This window comes from Janthinobacterium sp. SUN211, from assembly GCF_030587315.1.
Taxonomy (GTDB): Bacteria; Pseudomonadota; Gammaproteobacteria; order Burkholderiales; family Burkholderiaceae_D; genus Janthinobacterium; species Janthinobacterium kumbetense.
Map to the genome: position 1 here is coordinate 1 of NZ_JAPWIC010000003.1, position 18,571 is coordinate 18,571.

Here is an 18,571-nt window from a genome sequence, read left to right on the forward strand (position 1 = left end):
ATCATTGCTGATGGGTCGCTCACTCAAAAAACTGACAGGCCACTACTTTCGTAGCGCCTATTTCATTATTTCTTGTGAACATTTGATATATTTTAAGTATTACAGCAATCCGAAGATCGCTGCCGCACTGACATCAAATGCCCACACTTATCGACTGTTAATTGTTAAAGAACTGTATTCGGTTACTGCTTTCGCGCTATCGACAAAGCGTTGTGTTTGTCAGCTGCGAAGAAGGAAGAGTATGAAGCATTTCTGCACAATCGTCAACACCTTCTTTTCTACTACCCAGCCCCTGAAGGCTGTCCCTTTTGTGCCGCAAACTAGTGCGTCTCATTGGGGAGGCGAACTATAGCAAAGCGCCCCGGGAGTAGCAAGGCTTTTCCGGGGTATTTGCGGCCAACTGCTACAATTTCGCCCCCTCAGCGCACATTCGCGTCCATCCATAGAAGATTCACCATGAAACAACAAGCTCAAGGATCAGGCCTGACCCTGAAACGAGCTGGCTTTACCACTGGCTTCGGCGTGCTCGCCGCCACCCTCGGTTCCGCAGTCGGTCTCGGCAACATCTGGAAATTCCCCTACTTGACGGGCGCCAATGGCGGCGCCGGCTTCCTGCTCATCTATTTGCTCGCCACCTTATTAGTAGGGTTGCCCGTGATGATCGCGGAAATCACCCTGGGACGCCGCGCCAAGGTCAACCCGATCTCCACCATGGAACAGCTGGCGCCGAAGGGCAAGCCCTGGTGGCTGGTCGGCGTCATCGGCATGGTAGCCGCCTTCCTGATCGTGGCGTTTTACTCGGAAGTGGTGGGCTGGGTGTTTGCCTATATCGCCAAGGCCATCGACGGTTCCATCCTCAGCAGCGACAAACTGGTGACAGAAGCGGCCTTCGCCTCCCTGATCAGCAATCCATTGCAATCGCTGTTGTGGCAATGGGGCGTCCTGCTGTTTATCGGCGGCATCTTGATGCTGGGCGTGACCAAGGGCATCGAGGCGATTGCCAAGAAACTGATGCCGCTGCTGTTCCTGCTGCTGCTCCTGCTCTGCGCGGTCAGCCTGTCGCTGGATAAAGCGGGCGAAGGCCTGGCTTTCCTGTTCCGTCCTGATTTTTCCAAACTGACGGCGTCCGTCGTGCTGACGGCCATGGGCCTGGCCTTCTTTAAATTGTCCGTCGGCATGGGCACGATGATGACGTACGGCAGCTATTTCCGCGATGACCAGAATATCCCCGTCACCACCTTGCGCGTGATGGCGGCCGACCTCGGCGTATCGATGCTGGCCGGCATCGCCATCTTCCCCGCCGTGTTCACGTTTGGCTTCGCCCCCAGCGCGGGACCGTCGCTGGTGTTCATCACGATTCCTGCCGTGTTTTCGCAAATTCCCATGGGACAAGTCCTGATGGTGGTGTTCTTCATCCTGGCCGCCGTGGCCGCCACGGGCGCGATGTTGTCGCTGATGGAAGTGCCCGTGGTGATTTTCCATGAACGTTTCGGCTGGACGCGCACCAAGTCCACCGTCGTGACCATGCTGCTGCTGGCCGTGCTCGGTTCCGTGTGCGCCCTCAGTAACAGCACCCTGGCGGACTTCAAGTTATTCGATTTGAATATGTTTGATCTGTTCGACTTTGTCTCGTCGAATATCTTCCTGCCCGTGGGCGGCATCGCCATTGCCTTGTTTACAGGCTGGGCCTGGGGCAAGCAGCATTTCATCGAGGCGATCAGCAATCACGGCCAGTTGCAGAATCAAACCTTGGCGCATGTGCTGCTGTTCCTGCTGCGCTTTGTCTCGCCTGTATTGATCCTGATCGTGATGCTGAAGGGATTAAAGGTCTTTTAATCAGAGTACCCGGGTGTAGGTCTGGCGCACCAGCACCCGGTCGCCGCAATCGAAATGCCACCATTCGCTGTTGATGCCGAAGAAGCCCGCCTGGAACATGGCGTCGCGCAACAATCGGCGATGTGCCACCTGCTCCTGCGTAATTTCCCCCTTTTCCAGCAAAACCAACTCCAGTGCCGGGTGCGAGCGCTCACTCAGATCGTCAAACCCTGTCCCCATATCCAGTTCCTGCCCGTCTGGCCCAACGATGGTGATGTCAAGCGCCATGCCGAACGAGTGGATGGAGCCGCGCGACGGTTCGGCGATATAGCCGAGCAACTCCGTTCCCTGCAGCGCATCCCACAGTTGCTGCTGCACCCGTTGCGGGCGCAAGGCGTCGAGCACCAATAAATGGTAATCGGGGCGCCGCGCGGCCAGCCAGGCCACGGCCCGTTCCAGCGCGGCGGCCGCATCGCGGTGCAGCCAGGCGCAATCGATGGGGCTGTATAAGTCGCGGCCGACGAAATTGTCGGGCGTGGCATAGCGCAAGTCGACGGCGATGCCGGCGATGCTGCTCAGGTGGCGAAATTGCGGATCGTTGCCAACCGCTTCTAATTGCAAACTTGCAACAGACATCAGACTCCTCTTTCCAGGCAGTTGCGCGCCGCCACGCCGATGCTGTCGGCCAGGCGCCGCGCGCCATGCGACAGCGGCGAATGGCTCGCCGTCAATAAATACAGTTGGATGGGGATAGCCGGCGCCCAGGGACGGCGCTGCAGGCGCTCGGGCGAACCGGAGGCGGCCGTAAACGGGTCGACCACGGCCATGCCGGCGCCCGCTTCCACCAGGGAACGGGCAATTTGATAAGTCTGCACCACGGTGGAAAACACGGGGTGGATATCTTGCGCTTCGCAGGCGGCCACCACCAGTTCGCCCAGCGGATCGTTGTCGGCATGGCCGATCAGCTCGCCATTCAGGCCATGCGCCGTCAAGGGCGTGCCGCAATCGGCCGCATGCCAGGTGCCGGCGGGGGCGATCACCGTCATGACGCCATGCGCGAGCGGTTCGGCCACGATACCAGGATGCCTCGGGTCTTGCAGGGACACGGCCAGGTCCGCTTCGCCGAGACGCAAGGTGTTGACGATCTCGCCAGTGTGGTGGGTAGCCAGCTGGCAACGCGTGTGGGGAAAGTCGCGCCGCCACTCCGTCATGGCGAATGGCAAGACACTGATGGCGATCGTCGGCGTGGACACGAGGCGGATGGTTTCCACCGCGTGGCCCTTCAGGCTGGCCGCCAAGCGGCGGATGCCCAATAAATCGCGGTTGAGCTTTTCCGTCTCGACAAACAAGCGGTGCGCTTCCGGTTTCGGGTACAGCTTGCCCCGCACGCGCTCGAATAGCGGCATGCCCAGTTGCAATTCGCAATGCTGCAAGACCTTGGTCACGGCCGGCTGCGAGATATGCAGCACCTGGGCGGCGCCGCTGATGGTGCCAACTTGCATGATGGCGTGAAACACTTCGATATGACGCAACCGCATGAGCTATTCCTTTACCTTGCCGTGGCCGCCAGGGCCGTCAATGTTCAGCATATAAGAAAAAGTCATGGGCTGGAACGGCCATGCTACTTTGTTGCAACAGCCGGGGCCGGCGTCGTCAGCACTTCCAGCAGGGCCGCCGTTTCACCATCGGGCGTGCCATCGAACAGCTTGTTGCGGTATTTCATCTGGAAAGCGATCAGCACATTGCGCGTCGCTTCGTCGAACACGCCCGTAGTCGGCGTCGCATAGCCGTGCTGGGCCAGCTTTTTCTGGAACCAGACGGCGTCCGGCACTTGCTGCTCAAAAATCAGGCGCTGAGCGGCGACACGGTTGGCGTCCGGCCAGACGATCAGGCCCGCATCGGCCAGCTGGCGCCAAGGGAACAATGGACCCGGATCCTGCTTGCGCTGGGGGGCGATCTCGTTATGACCGAGGATATTTTCCGGCGCGATGTTGTAGCGGGCCTGGATATCTTTCAACAGGGGAATGAGCTCATCGATCTGTGCCTGGGGAAACGGATACCAGAGGCGGCCTTCCGGCGTGTCCTTGTAGCCTGGGTTAACGATCTCGATGCCGATCGAGCTGACATTCAACTGTGTATAAGTCTTCCAGTTACTCACACCCGCGTGATTGGCCTGGCGCGATTCATCGACCAGCACGTAAAACTTCGGCTTGTCCGTGTCCGTCAGCAAGTAATGGCTGCTGACCACTTGTTCCGTCAGGATCTTGATCGAGCGGGGCAGGTCGCTGACCGTGTAATGGATGACGATGAATTTCACGCGCGGGCTCTGGCTGCGCGCCGTCAAACTGTGGTCGAGGTGCGGCGCGGGCGTGGTACAGGCGGAGAGCAAGGCCACCAGCAGGGCGAGAGCGATTTTTTTCATGAAAGATCCGTGTTCGGGTTAATAAAATGTTCAGTGCTGGCCTGTGTCTTGACAGCCGTCTTGACGGCGATCCTGGCCGCCGCTTCATGTGGACGGGCAACTTTCTGTTCCAGCGTCAACGATACAGGCAAAGCGGCGCGCATGGCAGCCGCGATGGCCGGGTGCAACTGCGCCGCGCGGCCCGCCAGCACGACGGGACGCGTACCATGGCGCGCCGTCAGGGCCAGCGCCAGGCGCGCCAATTCCTGTCCCGCGCGCTGCAAGATGTCCAGCGCCAGCGGATCGGCATCCGCACTGGCGGCCACGGCCAGCGCCAGCCGGCCGATGGCGCCCCGGTCCTGGCCATACATGAAGGCGCGCGACAGCGACCAGTCGCTGCCGCCCAGTTGCGCAAACACGGCCTCGGCCATAGGCGAGCCTTGCCAGCTGCCCGGCGCCTCGTCTTCGCGGCGCCAGATGTGGCGCAAGGCTTCGCGCGCGATCCAGTAGCCGCCGCCGCCATCGTCAAGCAGCACGCCGCGCCCGCCTGCGCGGTGAAAGCCGCCATCCGCATCGATCCAGGCGGCAATCGAGCCCGTGCCAGCGTAGACCAGATAACCTTCGCCGGGTTCAAAACTGTCGCGATAGGCGATATCGATATCGTTGCCCAAGCGCACGTCGCCGGCATCCAGCGCCAGCAATTGCGCCAGCATGGGCGCCAGCGCCGCATCGTCGCCGCCAAAACCCGTCAAGCCCGCCACCACGGCGCGGGGCTGGCCGACAGCCAGCACGGCCTGGCACAGCCGGGTAAACGTGGCGTGCACGGCTGCGCGGCCCGCATCGCTGCTCATTTGCAAGGCAGACAAGCCTTCCACGACGCCGTCGGCCACGATGGCGCCGTCCCCGTTGGCCAGGGCCCAGCGCGTCTGCGTGCCGCCCGCGTCGATGCCCAGCCCGAGCACGGCAGTATCAATATGGGTTGCAGGGGAGAAAATCATGGCATGAGTGTAAAGCCAAGCGGAGCTTGCAGGCATGAAAGCTTGCGCATGTTTCATGCCTGCAGGTTATGGACTACGGATAAACGCTCAGCAACTACTTGGCGGGGGCCGCAAACGGTTCGCGCACGGTGACGCGGGGGCTTTCATTGCCGAGGCGGTCGACGGCGCTGACCACCACCGCATTGACCTTGCCGGTGGCATCGTCGACCAGGGTCAGTTCGCCCTGCACGCCCGTGACCACGGTAAAGCGCCAGTCTTCGCCGTAGCGGGCCCAGACGGCGTACTGCGCCACGGGTTTGCCGCCGCCCGCCGCCAATTTGACGTTCAGGCTGGTGGAATCGCGGCGCAAGGCCAGCACGGGCGTACCGGGCGCTTCCTTGCCCAGCCATGGCGTGGCGGGAATCAGGGCAGGGCTTTGATACACGCTCGCCTTGAGCTGGTCGCTGACACCCTTGCGGTTTTGCATCAGCGGCACCATGCTGAAATGCACTTGTCCATTCGCGCCGGGGCGCGTGCGCGTCACTTCGATCTGCTTGATGATCTCTTGCGGCGTGAAGGACTTGGCGGAATTGTCGATGCGGCTCGTGTACAGGCCTGGCCACACGTGGCGGCCATACGGGTTTTGCGCCAGCCAGTAGTCGAGCAGCACGCCAAACGCTTGCGGCGCCTGCGCCACGGGCCAGTACAGCTGCGGCGACAGGTAATCGAGCCAGCCCTTGGCCAGCCACAGTTCCGCATCCGCATACAATTTGTCGTACTGGCTGAAGCCGACGATGCCGGCAGGGCGGCGGTCGGGACGGCCGATGCCGAACGGGCTGATGCCGAAGCGCACCCAGCTCTTTTCGCGGTGAATGCCTGTATATAACGCTTCGATCAACTGGTTGACGTTCTGGCGGCGCCAGGACGGACGATCCAGCTGACCGCCAGCCAGCAGATATTGCTGCCAGGAAGGCTCATCGGGAAACGGCAGTTCGCGCTTGGCGCCGCCATTACCCGCGTCCAACGCGGCTGTTTCCGCACCGGCGCCGGCGCCTGGCGCGTCGATCGGATACGGGTAAAAGTAATCGTCGATGTGCACGCCATCGATATCGTAGCGGCGCACCACGTCGAGCACCACGTCCGTCGTGTGCTTGGAAGCGGCGGCGTCGCCCGGGTCCATCCACAGGTAGCGGCCGTATTGTTTGACGGACGCCGGGTTGGTGGACGCGAAACTGTCGCGCGCCAGCGGCGACTTGGCCGTCGCGTGGCGGGCCCGGTAGGGATTGAACCAGGCGTGCAATTCCAGTCCCCGCGCATGCGCCTGGGCAACCCAGAAAGCCAGCGGGTCATACAAAGGCAACGGCGGCTGGCCTTGCTTGCCGGTCAGGTATTCCGACCAGGGCTCCAGTTGCGACGGGTATATCGTGTCGGCGCTGGGCCGCACTTGCAGCACAATCGCATTCAAATTCAAGGACTTGGCGCGGTCGAGGATGGCCAGCGCTTCCGCTTGCTGCTTGGCGACCGGCAAATTGCTGCGGCTGGGCCAGTCGATATTCGCCACGGTTGACACCCAGGCGGCGCGGAACTCGCGCGGCGCCGGCGGCGGCACTTCGCCCGTGATGTGCTGCACGGGCGGCACGGCCGGCAAACCCGCTTCACCCGGCGTCACTGCGGAAGGCATCTTGGTGCTGGTACAGCTGCTGAGCAATGTGGCGGTGGCCAGCGCGGCCAATACGCCGGCGCTGGCGCCCAGGCGTTTTTTAAAAGTAGACAACAAAACAATTCCTTGCAGTGGTGGAGCGCAGGTCTATCGGTGGGGCATTTTACTGTGCGCCCGCCATCCTTGCGGGCGCACCGTTCAAAAGAATCAGGCCTCGGCCTTCTTGCCGAATTCGGGATCGATCTTGACCAGCGCGGCCATGATGAAAGCGGGAATGGTGGCGATGCACACCCAGATGAAGAAATGCTGGTAACCGAGCATTTGCTGTATCCAGCCGCTGGCCATGCCCGGCAACATCATGCCCAGGGCCATGAAGCCCGTGCAAATGGCGTAATGGGCCGTTTTATGCGCGCCATCGGAGACCATGATCATGTACAGCATGTAGGACGCGAAACCGAAGCCATAGCCAAATTGCTCCAAAGCAATACCGCCGGCGATCACATAGATGCTGCTGGGCAAGGCGGTGGCCAGGTAAACGAAGACCAGGTCGGGCAAGTGGACGGACAGCACCATGATCCACAGGCAGCGTTTCAAGCCGAAGCGGGAAATGATGAATCCGCCCAGCAAGCCGCCCAGGGTCAGGGCGATGACGCCGATGGTGCCGTAGACGAGGCCCACCTGTTCCGTGCTGAGGCCCAGGCCGCCCTTGGCGACGGGGTCGAGCAGGAAGGGCGCGGCCAGCTTCAACAGTTGCGCTTCGCCCAGGCGGAACAGCAGCAGAAAGCCCAGGATGACGAGAATATCCTTCTTCTTGAAGAAGGAAGCAAAGGTGGCGACAAACTCTTGCAAAGGAGAAATACCGGCGCCCTGGATGCTGGGCCGGTCATCCTTGGGCTTGGGCAGAATAAGATAGTGATACAGGAAGAGGGCGATGAACAGGCCCGCCAGGATGGCGAACACGACGGACCAGGCCAGCTGCACATTGCCCGTCGCATGCGTCAGATAGCCGGCCAGATACACGAGGCCGCCCTGGCCGGCGATCATCGCCAGGCGGTAAAACGTGCTGCGCACGCCCACAAAAGCCGCCTGCTGGTGCTCTTCCAGCCCCAGCATATAAAAGCCGTCGGCGGCAATATCATGCGTGGCGGAACTGAAAGCCATCAGCCAGAAGATGGCCAGGCTGATCTGGAAAAAATGGGGCAAGGACGTCGTCAGGGCCACCAGCGCCAGCGCGGCGCCGATCACCAGCTGCAAGCCGACGATCCAGAAGCGCTTGGTGCGGTACATATCGATGAAGGGCGACCACAGGGGCTTGATAACCCAGGGCAAGTACAACCAGCTCGTATACAGCGCGATATCCGTATTGGAAAAACCGTAGTTCTTGTACATGATCACGGACAGTGTCATGACAACAACATAGGGGATGCCCTGGCCAAAATACAGGGAAGGGATCCACAGCCACGGCTTATTTGACGGCTTATTCGCGCGCGCCGGGGCGGTTTGTTTCACAAGCTCCATACATCCTTCTTTGTCTCCCAGACAGAAGAATGCCGCGCCATCGGATCACGCCGCCAGTGCCGCCCGCACACTGCCGTCCGCGCCGGCCAACAATGCCTGTGCCTGGTTTGTGTTGATTTTTTTGATCAAGGCAACAATCGCCACCTTGACGTGATAGTGGCATTGCTCCAGCACGGTCCTGGCCTGCACTTCGCTGGCGCCGGTGGCGTGCATGGTCAGACGCACGGCCCGCCAGATCAGCTTGGCGTTGGTCGGCTTCAAGTCTACCATCAAGTTTCCGTAAGTTTTGTGCAAACCGACCATCAGGGCGCTGGAAATCGTGTTCAAGGTGATTTTTTGCGCCGTGCCCGCCTTCAGGCGCGTGCTGCCGGAAATGACTTCCGTACCTGTGTCGAGCACGATGCCGCATTGCGCCTCATGCGCCACGGGGGCGTCCACATTGTTGGCGATGCCGATCGTCAAGGCGCCGGCCTTGCGCGCGGCCAGCAGCGCGCCCAGCACATACGGCGTGGCGCCGGACGCGGCCAGCAGGATCACCACGTCATTGCTCTGCGGCTGCAGGGCCAGCAAGTCCGCCTCGCCTTGCTGTAAATCATCTTCCGCCCCTTCGACGGCCGTAAACATGGCGCCCGCGCCGCCGGCCAGGATGGCGACGGCCCGTTCGGGCGGCCAGGAAAACGTGGGATTGAGTTCAACGCTGTCGAGCACGCCCAGGCGTCCCGACGTGCCCGCGCCCACGTACAGCAGGCGCCCGCCGGCAGCGATGCGGGGCAGGGCAGCCGTGATGGCCGCCCCGATCTGCGGCGAGGCCAGCCGCACGGCTTCGACGGCCCAGAACTGGTCGTCGACCAGCGCCGCCACCAGTTGCTCCACCGGATACAGGTCCAGGTCCGGATGCCGCCGGCTCGGGGTTTCAGTTTTCAACATGATTTCAGAACATGGTTGACCGTGAAACCAGTTTAATACCAACGAGCGGGATCAACCATGAAAGGATGGCAGGCGGGCATAACGGGAGTTTATGGCCAGTGCAACTAGGCGTACCTCGCTACGGCGGCAAACCAGTTGCTGAATTTGTTCATTCAGTGGCCCAGAGGCAAGTTTCAGACCCGTTTATGTCTATACTTCAGTTCGACGCCAACATCCACGACACGCCCCATGATCGCTCGCCAATTGCTGTTCCTGTTTAGCGCACTCGGCGCCATCAACGGCATTTTCCTGGCCGTCTATTTTTTCAGCCGCCGGCCACGCTGCCTCGCCGACTGCATGCTGGGGGCATTGCTGCTTGCCGTCGGGGTGCGCACCGCCAAGTCCGCTTTCCTCTACTTCAATCCTGCGATCGCCATCGAATTCCGCCAGCTGGGCCTGTCGGCCTGCCTGCTGATCGGTCCCTTGACCTATCTCTATGTACGCGCCTTCATCGCCGGGCTGGCGCAACGGCCTGCCGGACAAGAATGGCGCTGGCATCTGGGCTTGTCCTTCCTGCTGATCGGCATTGGCGTTGCCTTTCCGTATTCCGCGTATCGTGCTGTGTGGAACCAGTCGAGCCATGCCATTCATGTGTTCTGGCTATGCTACCTGCTGGCAACCGCCAGGCTGCTGTGGCAAAGCCGCCGCGCATGGTGGAACGAGGGACAGCGGATGGCGACCAGCAGCGTACTCCTGCTGAGCGTCTTTGCAGGCAGTTGTCTCATGTTGGCGGCGTACGCGAGCACGCCGTTCACGTCCTATATTGTCGGCGCCTTGTCGTTCACCTTCTCGCTGCATGTGGCGGTGATGGTCTTTCTGCTGAGAAAGGAAATCCTGGCGCCTGCCGACCCGCAGCAAAAGTACCGGAATAGCCGCCTGACGCACGAAGATACGCTTGCCGTGCTCGCCGCGCTGGAACAACAGATGAGCGGGCAGAAATCCTATCTGAATCCGAACCTGACCCTGGCCCAGCTCGCCAAGCGGGCGGGATGCACGCAGGCGCAGGTGTCGCAGGTATTGAATGACAAGCTGGGCAAGAGCTTCACTACCTACGTCAACGAATACCGTATCGCCGAAGCGAAACAGGTATTGAGCGACGAGCCGCAATGGAACATGGATAGCGTCGCCGAGCGCTGCGGGTTCAATTCCAGTTCCACCTTCTATTCGACCTTCAAGAAAGTGGCTGGCCAGACTCCCGCCAGCTTCCGGGCCCAATCCAGCCAGGCGGCCAGGGCCATTTCCGCGTAAAACCTCTCCGGAATCGCCATTCCGGAGTCTGAAATCATGTTTGGCGACATCAATTCCCCTGCATTTCGATAAATTATCGACCACCAGCGATCTGAAATGGTCGTTGCTCCGATAAACGCAGTTCTACATGCAGGGTACATCCATGATTCAGTTTTTATTGCGAACGATACTCGCCTGTTACTTGTTAAGCATCACCGCCGTCGGCACCGCCGCAACCGCAGACCAGGACGAAAATGCCATCCGGGAAACCGTGCGCTTGTATATGCATGGCACCAGCTTTAACGTGCAGAGCGAGATCAACCAGGCCTTTTATGCCAATGCCCGCCTTTACCTGGACGGCAAAAACGATGCGGAATGGGAGTTGAGCGGTCCGGAATACGCCAAACTCTTTTCCCAAGAGAAAATAGGGCAATTCAATGGGCGCCACGGGCGGCTGATCAAGGTGGATGTGAGCGGCAAGGTGGCCACCGCCAAGGCCGAGATCCACATTCCCCAGCAAGGGGTGCGCTATGTGGATGTCTTTCTGTTGAAAAAGATCGCCGGCAACTGGAAGATCATCAGCAAGTCGGCAGATCGCGAGCCAGCAGCCCCGCGCCAGGCACGCAAGGTGCTGCTGGTCGTGTCGAATGTACATCAGTATCCAGGCACAAAGGTTAACGCCGGCAATAATTTTCCGGAGATCGCGTATACCTATGATGTCTTTCGCAAAGCAGGGTACGCCGTCGACTTCGTCAGTCCCGAGGGGGGCGCCATTCCCCTGGAAATGATCGTCACGTCGGACGAACTGCTCAAGAAGCATCTGTACGACAGTGATTTCATGTGGGCACTGGCCCATACCAAGCCCGTCGCCGAGGTCAGGGCAGACGAGTATGCAGGCATGGCTTTCGTCGGCGGCGGCGCGGCCATCGTCGGCATCCCGGACAACAAGCCGCTGCAGGACATCGCCTTGCGTATCTACGAACAACAGGGCGGGGTGATCGCGGCCATCTGCCATGGCACCGAGGGCATCAAGAATCTGAAGCTGCGTGACGGTACTTTCCTGATCCAGGGCAAGGTGCTCACCTCGTTCCCCGATGCGTTTCTCAACAAGGAATCGCCGGTATACAAGGCCTACCCCTTTTCGGCAGAAGCCAGCATCAAGGGCCATGGCGGCATATTCAGGCACGGCGCCAACGGCAAGAGCCACGTCGAAGTCGACGGCCGGCTGGTGACGGGCATGAGCTGGGAATCGTCCGTCGGCGTGGCGGAATCCATGATCCGCCTGCTCGAGCAGTAGATTTACGGAGCGCGGCGCATTTCCGCCACAAAATCGTAATGATCGCTGCGGCAATACGAATGCGTGAGTTCCACCGCTTCGCCCGACTCCAGGTAGGCGATGCGCGTGATGAACAGCACGGCCTGGCCATCGGGGATGCCCAGCTGCTTGGCCAGCACGTCCGTCGCATTCATGGCGCGGATGTGCTGCAAGGCGCGCACGGGGGCCTTCTTGATGCTGCTCAAGTATTCATACAGCGAGTCGCCCATGGTATCCGGGTCCGGCACCACGCTGAACGGCAGCACGCTCACTTCATACGCCATCACGACATCGTCGGCCAGGCGCAAGCGCTCCAGGCGCGCCACTTTCGTGTTCTGCGCCAGGCCCAGGCTCAGCTGCTCATCGCTGCTGGCGATGACGACTTCGCGCTTGAGCCAGCGCGAACCGGGGCGGTAGCCGCGCTGCTGCAGCTGCTCGGAAAAGCTCGACAGGTTCGACAGCGGCTGTTCGATGCGCGGGGCAATATAGTTGCCCGAGCCGCGGCGGCGCACGACGAGACCTTGCTCGACGAGCTGGTCGATGGCCTTGCGGGCAGTCACGCGCGATACGTCAAGCAGTTCGGACAGGGTACGTTCGGATGGCAGGGCCTGGTCTACCTGGTAGCGGCCGTTGCGTACGTCATCGCTCAGCTTGCGGGCGATCTGCATATATAAAGGCGAATTGTCATTTAAATCGACCTTGAGTTCTACGCTGGTCTGGCTCATACAGTTCTCCTTGTCCTCCTAGTGTAATAGCGATGGCGCCTGCGCGTAGCCCGTCCACCCATGAATAAATGGAAAATGACCATAAATAACGGTTATACACTTAAAAAAACAATGTTTTACCGTACGTATAGCTTTGCATTATAGATAAATAAGCAATTTTCATTAGCCATGTAAACCATCGCGCCCTATGCTGGTGACGCCTCCACCACATCGGACAACAGGGAAACATGCACAATAAAATGACGGGTTTACTGGGCTTGCTGCTGCTGGGCACGACCTGGAGCGCGCTGGCCGCCCCGCCCGGCAGCGGCAGCGACTTGGTCTCTCAAAACGCAGGGCCGCGCGCGCTCGATGCCACGCTGGCCGCCATCGTCGACGATGCGGCCCACCCGCTGGCCAGCCTGTCCGTGCTGGCCATCCGCCATGGCAAGGTGTCTTATCAGCAACAATTTGGCTACCGGCACATAGCCGCCACGCCGGCGGACAGCTTGCCCGTGACGCCGGCCACCCTGTTCCGCATCGCTTCCGTCTCGAAGATGATGACCACGCTGGGCCTGATGCGGCTGGTCGAGCAGGGCAAGCTGAGCCTGGATCAGGACGTGGGCATTTATCTGGGCTTTTCCCTGCGCAACCCGCATTTCCCCCAGCAACCGTTGACCCTGCGCAGCTTGCTCAGCCACACTTCCTCGCTGCGCGACGCGGGCGGCTACGCCTGGGGGCCGGAACGCAGCCTGCGCGACGTGTTTACGGCCGGCGGCGACAGCATGTGGGATCGCGCCGCAGCGCCGGGCCGCTACTTTACGTATGCCAACCTGAACTGGGGCGTGATCGGCACGGTGATGGAAAAAGTCACAGGCGAGCGCTTCGACTTGCTGATGCGCCGTCTGCTGCTCGATCCCCTCGACGTGCGCGGCGGCTACAACCCGGCCGCCTTTTCCCCGGAAGAGGTGGCCAATACGGCCACCCTGTACCGCAAGCGCACGCTGGAAACGGAAGTGTGGCAGCCGCACGGCCCCTGGATCGCCCAGGCCGACGATTTTTACCAGCGCCCACCGGCCGGCATGGCCAGCTATGTGATCGGCAGCAACGCCACCGTCTTCAGTCCCACGGGCGGCTTGCGCATTTCCGCCGCGGGACTGGGCAAGGTCATGCAGATGCTGCTCGACGGGGGCCGCTACCAGGATCAGCAGCTATTGCAGCCGGCCAGCATCGCACTGATGTTTGGCCGGCAATGGCAATTGGCGCCAGACGCCGGCAATGGCGACAGCGAGCGGGGCCTGTACCGCGCCTGGGGGCTGGGCAACCAGCAATTCGACGCGGTGGCGGGGCAGGGCAACGGCCTGGTCGAGGGCGCCGGTTTCACGGCCGTCGGCCATTTGGGCGACGCGTATGGCCTGGTGTCCGCCTTCGTGCTCGACTTCAAGAACAGGAACGGCATGGTGATGCTGGTGGGCGGCACGGGCAGCGATCCCGAACGCTATCCGGGCACGTATTCCGCCATGGGCCGCAGCGAAGAATTGATACTCACCACCCTATACCGTGGTGCGATTGACAAGCATGAATAATTTGCACTGAAATAGTGCATTCCTGAAAGTTATGGCTGCACCATGATGTTTCATTGGCTGCGTTGACGGCCAGCCTCTAAGCTCTTCCCGAATGCTCCCGCACCATGGGAGCGCAACGCAGCGAGGCAACATGCAGCAACAAGTCATCATCATCGGCGGCGGCATCGTCGGTCTGACATCGGCCTGGTGGCTGGCCGAGGCCGGCTACAGGGTCACTGTACTGGAACGCAATGAACAAGTGGCGATCGCCGCCAGCTACCGCAATGGCGGCCAGCTCAGCTATCGCTATGTGGCGCCCCTGGCGGACGCGGGCGTGCCCTTCAAAGCCCTGCAGTGGCTGCTGCAAAAAGACGGTCCGCTGCGCTTCCGTCCCGAGGCGGACTGGCGCCAATGGCGCTGGATGGCCAGTTTCTTGCGCAATTGCAACAGCGCCAGCAATGCCCGCACGACGGCCAAGCTGCTGCAATTGGGCGAATGGAGCCGCGCCGGCATGGCGCAGCTGGAATTGACGGTGCCGCCGGAAGCGTATGCCTGGCGCGATGCAGGTAAACTCATCGTCTACCGCACGCCCGCCATCTTTCAACGGGCCGTGGCCCGGCCCGAGTCGGAAGAGGCGCGCGTCGTGCTGTCGCCGCTGGAAGCCGTGCAGCGCGAACCGGCGCTGGCGGCCCTGCAGGGTGCCCTGGCGGGCGGCATTTTTACCGAAGGAGAAGCCGTGGCCGATTGCCACGCCTTTTGCCTGGCCCTGGAAGCGCGTTTGCTGCAGCACCCGAATTTTTCCCTGCTGCTGAAAGGCGAGGCGCGCCGCCTCGTCACGCACAAGGGCAAGGTCACGGGCGTCGACACCAGCCTGGGGCTGTTGCAGGCAGATCACTATGTGCTGGCGGCCGGCATCCAGAGCCGCGACCTGGCCGCCACGGCAGGCATCTACCTGCCCCTGTACCCGTTGAAAGGCTACAGCCTGACGGCGCCCATCCGCGCACAGGACCAGGCGCCCGAGATCAGCATCACGGATTTCGAGCGCAAGGTGCTGTATGCGCGCATAGGCGGCGACCTGCGCGTGGCCGCCATGGTCGACATGGTGGGCGCCGACAACAGCATCGACTGGAACCGCATCGCCGGCCTGACGCGGCTGGCGCGCGAAGCCATGCCGCGCGGCGCCGATTACGACCAGGCCACGGCCTGGGCCGGCCTGCGCCCCGCCACGCCGAACAGCGCGCCGCTGGTGGGCGCCAGCAAAGTCGGCAATCTGTGGCTCAACGTGGGCCATGGTCCGCTGGGCTTTACCTTTGCCGCCGGCACGGCGCGCATCCTGGCCGACCTCATGGCGGGCAAGGCGCCGCCGTTCGCGCTGGACTTCCTCAGCCCGAAAAAATAGCTGCCCAAGGCGGCGCGCACGCGCCGCTGCCTTTATGGCGGATAATTGCGGAACTTTTCCGTTCCCTGTCTGCCAGCGCATGCCCACACCCTCGACATCTGCCGCCTGCCCCTGTGGCGGCGCCTCCTACGCCAGTTGCTGCGGCCCGTATATCGCGGGCGACGCCGTGCCGCCCACGGCCGAAGCCCTGATGCGCTCGCGCTACACGGCCTTCACCTTGCGCGACGAGCCCTATCTGCGCGCCACCTGGCACGCCAGCACCTGTCCCACCGACGCCTTATTCGCCGAAGAAGAAAAAGTCCACTGGCTGGGACTTGAGGTAAAATCTGCTTTACGTTTACGTCAACGTAAAGCAGAATCAGCAGATCAAGCCGAAGAGATACAGCGCGACAGCGTGGAATTCGTGGCCCGCTACAAGGTCAACGGCCGCGCGCACCGCCTGCATGAAGTGAGCCGCTTCGTGCGCGAGGCAGGCGAGGGCGGTGATGGCGCGCTGCGCTGGTTTTATCTCGACGGCAGTTTTCCCGAATAGCGCGACCCGAGAGACCGGGCGATAATAAAAAGGAACCGCAATGCCGCACATCGAAAGCAAACTCAATCCGCGCAGTGAAGATTTCAAGGCCAATGCCGCGGCCATGCAAGCCATCGTCGACGATTTGCGCGACAAGGTGGAGAAAATCGCGGCCGGCGGCGGCGAGGCGGCGGCCGCCAAGCACCTGGCGCGCGGCAAGCTGCTGCCGCGCGACCGCGTACAGATGCTGCTCGATCCCGGCACGCCCTTCCTCGAGTTTTCCCAGATGGCGGCCTACGCCATGTACCAGGACGCCAAGGGCGTCGATGCGGCGCCGGCCGCCGGCATCATCACGGGCATCGGCAGGGTCTCGGGCCAGGAATGCGTCATCGTCTGCAACGACGCCACCGTCAAAGGCGGCACGTATTACCCGATGACGGTGAAAAAGCATTTGCGCGCCCAGGAAATCGCCGACCAGAACAACCTTCCCTGCATTTATTTGGTCGACTCGGGCGGCGCCAACCTGCCGAACCAGGACGACGTCTTCCCCGACCGCGACCATTTCGGCCGCATCTTCTACAACCAGGCGAACCTGTCGGCCAAGGGCATCCCGCAAATCGCCGTCGTCATGGGCTCTTGCACGGCGGGCGGCGCCTACGTGCCGGCCATGAGCGACGAATCGATCATCGTCAAGGAACAGGGCACGATTTTCCTCGGCGGCCCGCCGCTGGTGAAAGCGGCGACAGGTGAAGTGGTGACGGCCGAAGACCTGGGCGGCGGCGACGTGCACACGCGTTTGTCCGGCGTGGTCGACCACCTGGCGCAGAACGACCTGCACGCGCTGTCGCTGGCGCGCACCATCGTCTCAAACCTGAACCGTAAAAAACCGCAGCAGATGGCGCTGCGCGACTCCGTCGAACCGAAATACCCGACGCAGGAACTGTATGGCGTGATCCCCGTCGACACGCGCAAACCGTTCGACGTGCGCGAAGTGATCGCGCGCATCGTCGACGGCAGCGATTTCGACGAATTCAAGGCCCGCTACGGCACCACCCTGATCTGCGGCTTCGCGCACATCTATGGCGTAAAAGTCGGCATCATCGCCAATAACGGCATCTTGTTCTCCGAATCGGCCCTGAAAGGCACGCATTTCATCGAATTGTGCTGCCAGCGCAAGATCCCGCTCGTCTTCCTGCAAAACATCACGGGCTTCATGGTGGGCCGCAAATACGAAAACGAGGGCATCGCCCGCAATGGCGCCAAGATGGTGACGGCCGTCGCGACGGCTGCCGTGCCAAAGTTCACGGTGATCATCGGCGGCAGCTTCGGCGCCGGCAATTACGGCATGTGCGGCCGCGCGTTTTCGCCCCGCTTCATGTGGATGTGGCCGAATGCGCGCATTTCCGTCATGGGCGGCGACCAGGCCGCATCCGTGCTGGCCACCGTCAAGCGCGACGGCATCGAAGGCAAGGGCGGGCAGTGGAGCGCGGACGAGGAAGCCGCCTTCAAGCAGCCGATCAAGGAGCAATACGAACACCAGGGCCACCCGTACTACGCCACCGCGCGCCTGTGGGACGATGGCGTGATCGACCCGGCCGATACCCGCATGGTGCTGGGCCTGGGCCTGTCGGCCGCCTTGAACGCGGAAATCCCGGACACGAAGTTCGGCGTATTCCGCATGTAAGCGGCATTCAGGGAGAAGATAATGGAATTTGAAACCTTAAAGCTGGTCATCGAAGGCAATGTCGCCACCGTGACCCTGAACCGCCCCGACGTGCGCAACGCCTTCAACGAGACGACGATCGCCGAACTGGCGCGCGCCTTCGAGGGTCTGGGACGCAGCGACATGGTGCGCGCCATCGTGCTGGCCGCCAATGGCGCCGCCTTTTGCGCCGGCGCGGACTTGAACTGGATGAAGAAGATGGCCGGCTACACGCATGCCGAAAACCAGGCCGACGCGCTGCAACTGGCGCAGATGCTGCGCACGATTTACCTGTGTCCGAAACCCGTGGTGGCGAAGGTCCAGGGCGACTGCTATGCGGGCGGCATGGGCCTTGTCGCCGCATGCGATATCATTCTGGTTGCGGAAGACGTGCATTTCTGCCTGAGCGAAGTGCGGCTGGGACTGATTCCCGCCACTATTTCACCGTATGTCATCAAGGCCATGGGCGAAAACGCGGCACGCCGCTATTTCCTGACCGCCGAGCGATTCTCCGCTCAGGAAGCGCTGCGCATCGGCTTTGCCCACGAGGTAGTCGAGGCAGACGCGCTGGACGCGAAAACGGCCGAGGTGCTCAAGGCGCTGACGGGCAACAGCCCGCACGCCGTGGCGCAAGCGAAAACGCTGGTGCGCGAGATCGTCGGCCAACCCGTGGACGAGGCGCTGCTGGCGGACACCGCCGAGCGCATCGCGCAGATCCGCGCCTCGGAGCAGGGACGCGAAGGCGTGCAATCGTTCCTCGACAAGCGCAAGCCGAGTTGGCTCATGGGCTAGCAATATCATTGGAGCAGTT

General features: G+C 61.7%; 17 protein-coding genes. 9 read left to right on the forward strand and 8 right to left on the reverse strand.

Annotated elements, in window-relative coordinates; translation table 11 throughout:
* Both O3301_RS11235 and O3301_RS11240 read left to right on the forward strand, forming a co-directional pair.
* Positions 1-352: hypothetical protein (locus tag O3301_RS11235; protein WP_305056399.1), on the forward strand; the 352-nt coding region annotated here is incomplete at its 5' end.
* A 104-nt stretch (positions 353-456) separates the two neighbouring features.
* Entirely contained in the window at positions 457-1,836 is a 1,380-nt protein-coding gene (locus O3301_RS11240; protein WP_305056400.1) for a sodium-dependent transporter, read from the forward strand.
* Here O3301_RS11240 and O3301_RS11245 read toward each other — a convergent pair whose 3' ends face one another.
* From O3301_RS11245 to O3301_RS11275, 7 genes are all read right to left on the reverse strand, one after another.
* Complete coding sequence (locus tag O3301_RS11245; protein WP_305056401.1) at positions 1,837-2,451, reverse strand: M15 family metallopeptidase; 615 nt, start codon at positions 2,449-2,451, stop codon at positions 1,837-1,839. It lies immediately after the preceding gene.
* Positions 2,451-3,353 (reverse strand): LysR family transcriptional regulator, encoded by a 903-nt coding sequence (locus tag O3301_RS11250; protein WP_251349699.1) that lies wholly within the window; start codon positions 3,351-3,353, stop codon positions 2,451-2,453. Before O3301_RS11250 ends, O3301_RS11245 begins: the two co-directional genes overlap by 1 nt.
* 83 nt (positions 3,354-3,436) lie before the next feature.
* Positions 3,437-4,237: an N-acetylmuramoyl-L-alanine amidase gene (locus tag O3301_RS11255; protein WP_289912643.1), complete on the reverse strand. Its 801-nt coding sequence runs from the start codon at positions 4,235-4,237 to the stop codon at positions 3,437-3,439.
* A complete protein-coding gene (locus tag O3301_RS11260) occupies positions 4,234-5,214 on the reverse strand; it encodes a BadF/BadG/BcrA/BcrD ATPase family protein (protein WP_305056402.1) in 981 nt (326 codons plus the stop codon). The genes O3301_RS11255 and O3301_RS11260 overlap by 4 nt, the downstream gene beginning before the upstream one ends.
* A 94-nt stretch (positions 5,215-5,308) precedes the next feature.
* Positions 5,309-6,970 (reverse strand): glycoside hydrolase family 10 protein, encoded by a 1,662-nt coding sequence (locus O3301_RS11265; protein ID WP_305056403.1) that lies wholly within the window; start codon positions 6,968-6,970, stop codon positions 5,309-5,311.
* A gap of 90 nt (positions 6,971-7,060) precedes the next feature.
* On the reverse strand, positions 7,061-8,371 hold the full coding sequence (locus tag O3301_RS11270; RefSeq protein WP_305056404.1) for an MFS transporter: 1,311 nt from the start codon (positions 8,369-8,371) through the stop codon (positions 7,061-7,063).
* Positions 8,372-8,416: 45 nt separating this feature from the next.
* Positions 8,417-9,298, reverse strand: coding sequence for an N-acetylmuramic acid 6-phosphate etherase (locus O3301_RS11275; protein ID WP_305056405.1), 882 nt, complete (start codon positions 9,296-9,298; stop codon positions 8,417-8,419).
* A gap of 228 nt (positions 9,299-9,526) precedes the next feature.
* Between O3301_RS11275 and O3301_RS11280 the strand changes: the two genes are divergently transcribed.
* Entirely contained in the window at positions 9,527-10,585 is a 1,059-nt protein-coding gene (locus tag O3301_RS11280) for a helix-turn-helix transcriptional regulator (RefSeq protein WP_289918852.1), read from the forward strand.
* 127 nt (positions 10,586-10,712) lie between these two features.
* Positions 10,713-11,861 (forward strand): nuclear transport factor 2 family protein, encoded by a 1,149-nt coding sequence (locus O3301_RS11285; RefSeq protein WP_305056406.1) that lies wholly within the window; start codon positions 10,713-10,715, stop codon positions 11,859-11,861.
* A gap of 2 nt (positions 11,862-11,863) precedes the next feature.
* Here the strand turns inward: O3301_RS11285 and O3301_RS11290 are convergent, their stop codons facing one another.
* Complete coding sequence (locus tag O3301_RS11290; RefSeq protein WP_077398269.1) at positions 11,864-12,604, reverse strand: GntR family transcriptional regulator; 741 nt, start codon at positions 12,602-12,604, stop codon at positions 11,864-11,866.
* A gap of 239 nt (positions 12,605-12,843) precedes the next feature.
* Here O3301_RS11290 and O3301_RS11295 point away from each other — a divergent pair, with 239 nt between their 5' ends.
* From O3301_RS11295 to O3301_RS11315, 5 genes are all read left to right on the forward strand, one after another.
* On the forward strand, positions 12,844-14,169 hold the full coding sequence (locus O3301_RS11295) for a serine hydrolase (protein WP_305056407.1): 1,326 nt from the start codon (positions 12,844-12,846) through the stop codon (positions 14,167-14,169).
* A 91-nt stretch (positions 14,170-14,260) separates the two neighbouring features.
* Positions 14,261-15,547: a D-amino acid dehydrogenase gene (locus O3301_RS11300; RefSeq protein ID WP_305056408.1), complete on the forward strand. Its 1,287-nt coding sequence runs from the start codon at positions 14,261-14,263 to the stop codon at positions 15,545-15,547.
* 79 nt (positions 15,548-15,626) lie between these two features.
* Positions 15,627-16,079 carry a YchJ family protein gene (locus tag O3301_RS11305; RefSeq protein WP_305056409.1) on the forward strand — a complete coding sequence of 151 codons (453 nt, stop codon included), beginning with the start codon at positions 15,627-15,629 and terminating at the stop codon, positions 16,077-16,079.
* Between the two features lie 40 nt (positions 16,080-16,119).
* Positions 16,120-17,742 carry a carboxyl transferase domain-containing protein gene (locus O3301_RS11310; RefSeq protein WP_251349687.1) on the forward strand — a complete coding sequence of 541 codons (1,623 nt, stop codon included), beginning with the start codon at positions 16,120-16,122 and terminating at the stop codon, positions 17,740-17,742.
* Between the two features lie 21 nt (positions 17,743-17,763).
* Positions 17,764-18,552 carry an enoyl-CoA hydratase/isomerase family protein gene (locus tag O3301_RS11315; protein ID WP_251349686.1) on the forward strand — a complete coding sequence of 263 codons (789 nt, stop codon included), beginning with the start codon at positions 17,764-17,766 and terminating at the stop codon, positions 18,550-18,552.
* Positions 18,553-18,571 lie beyond the last annotated feature (19 nt).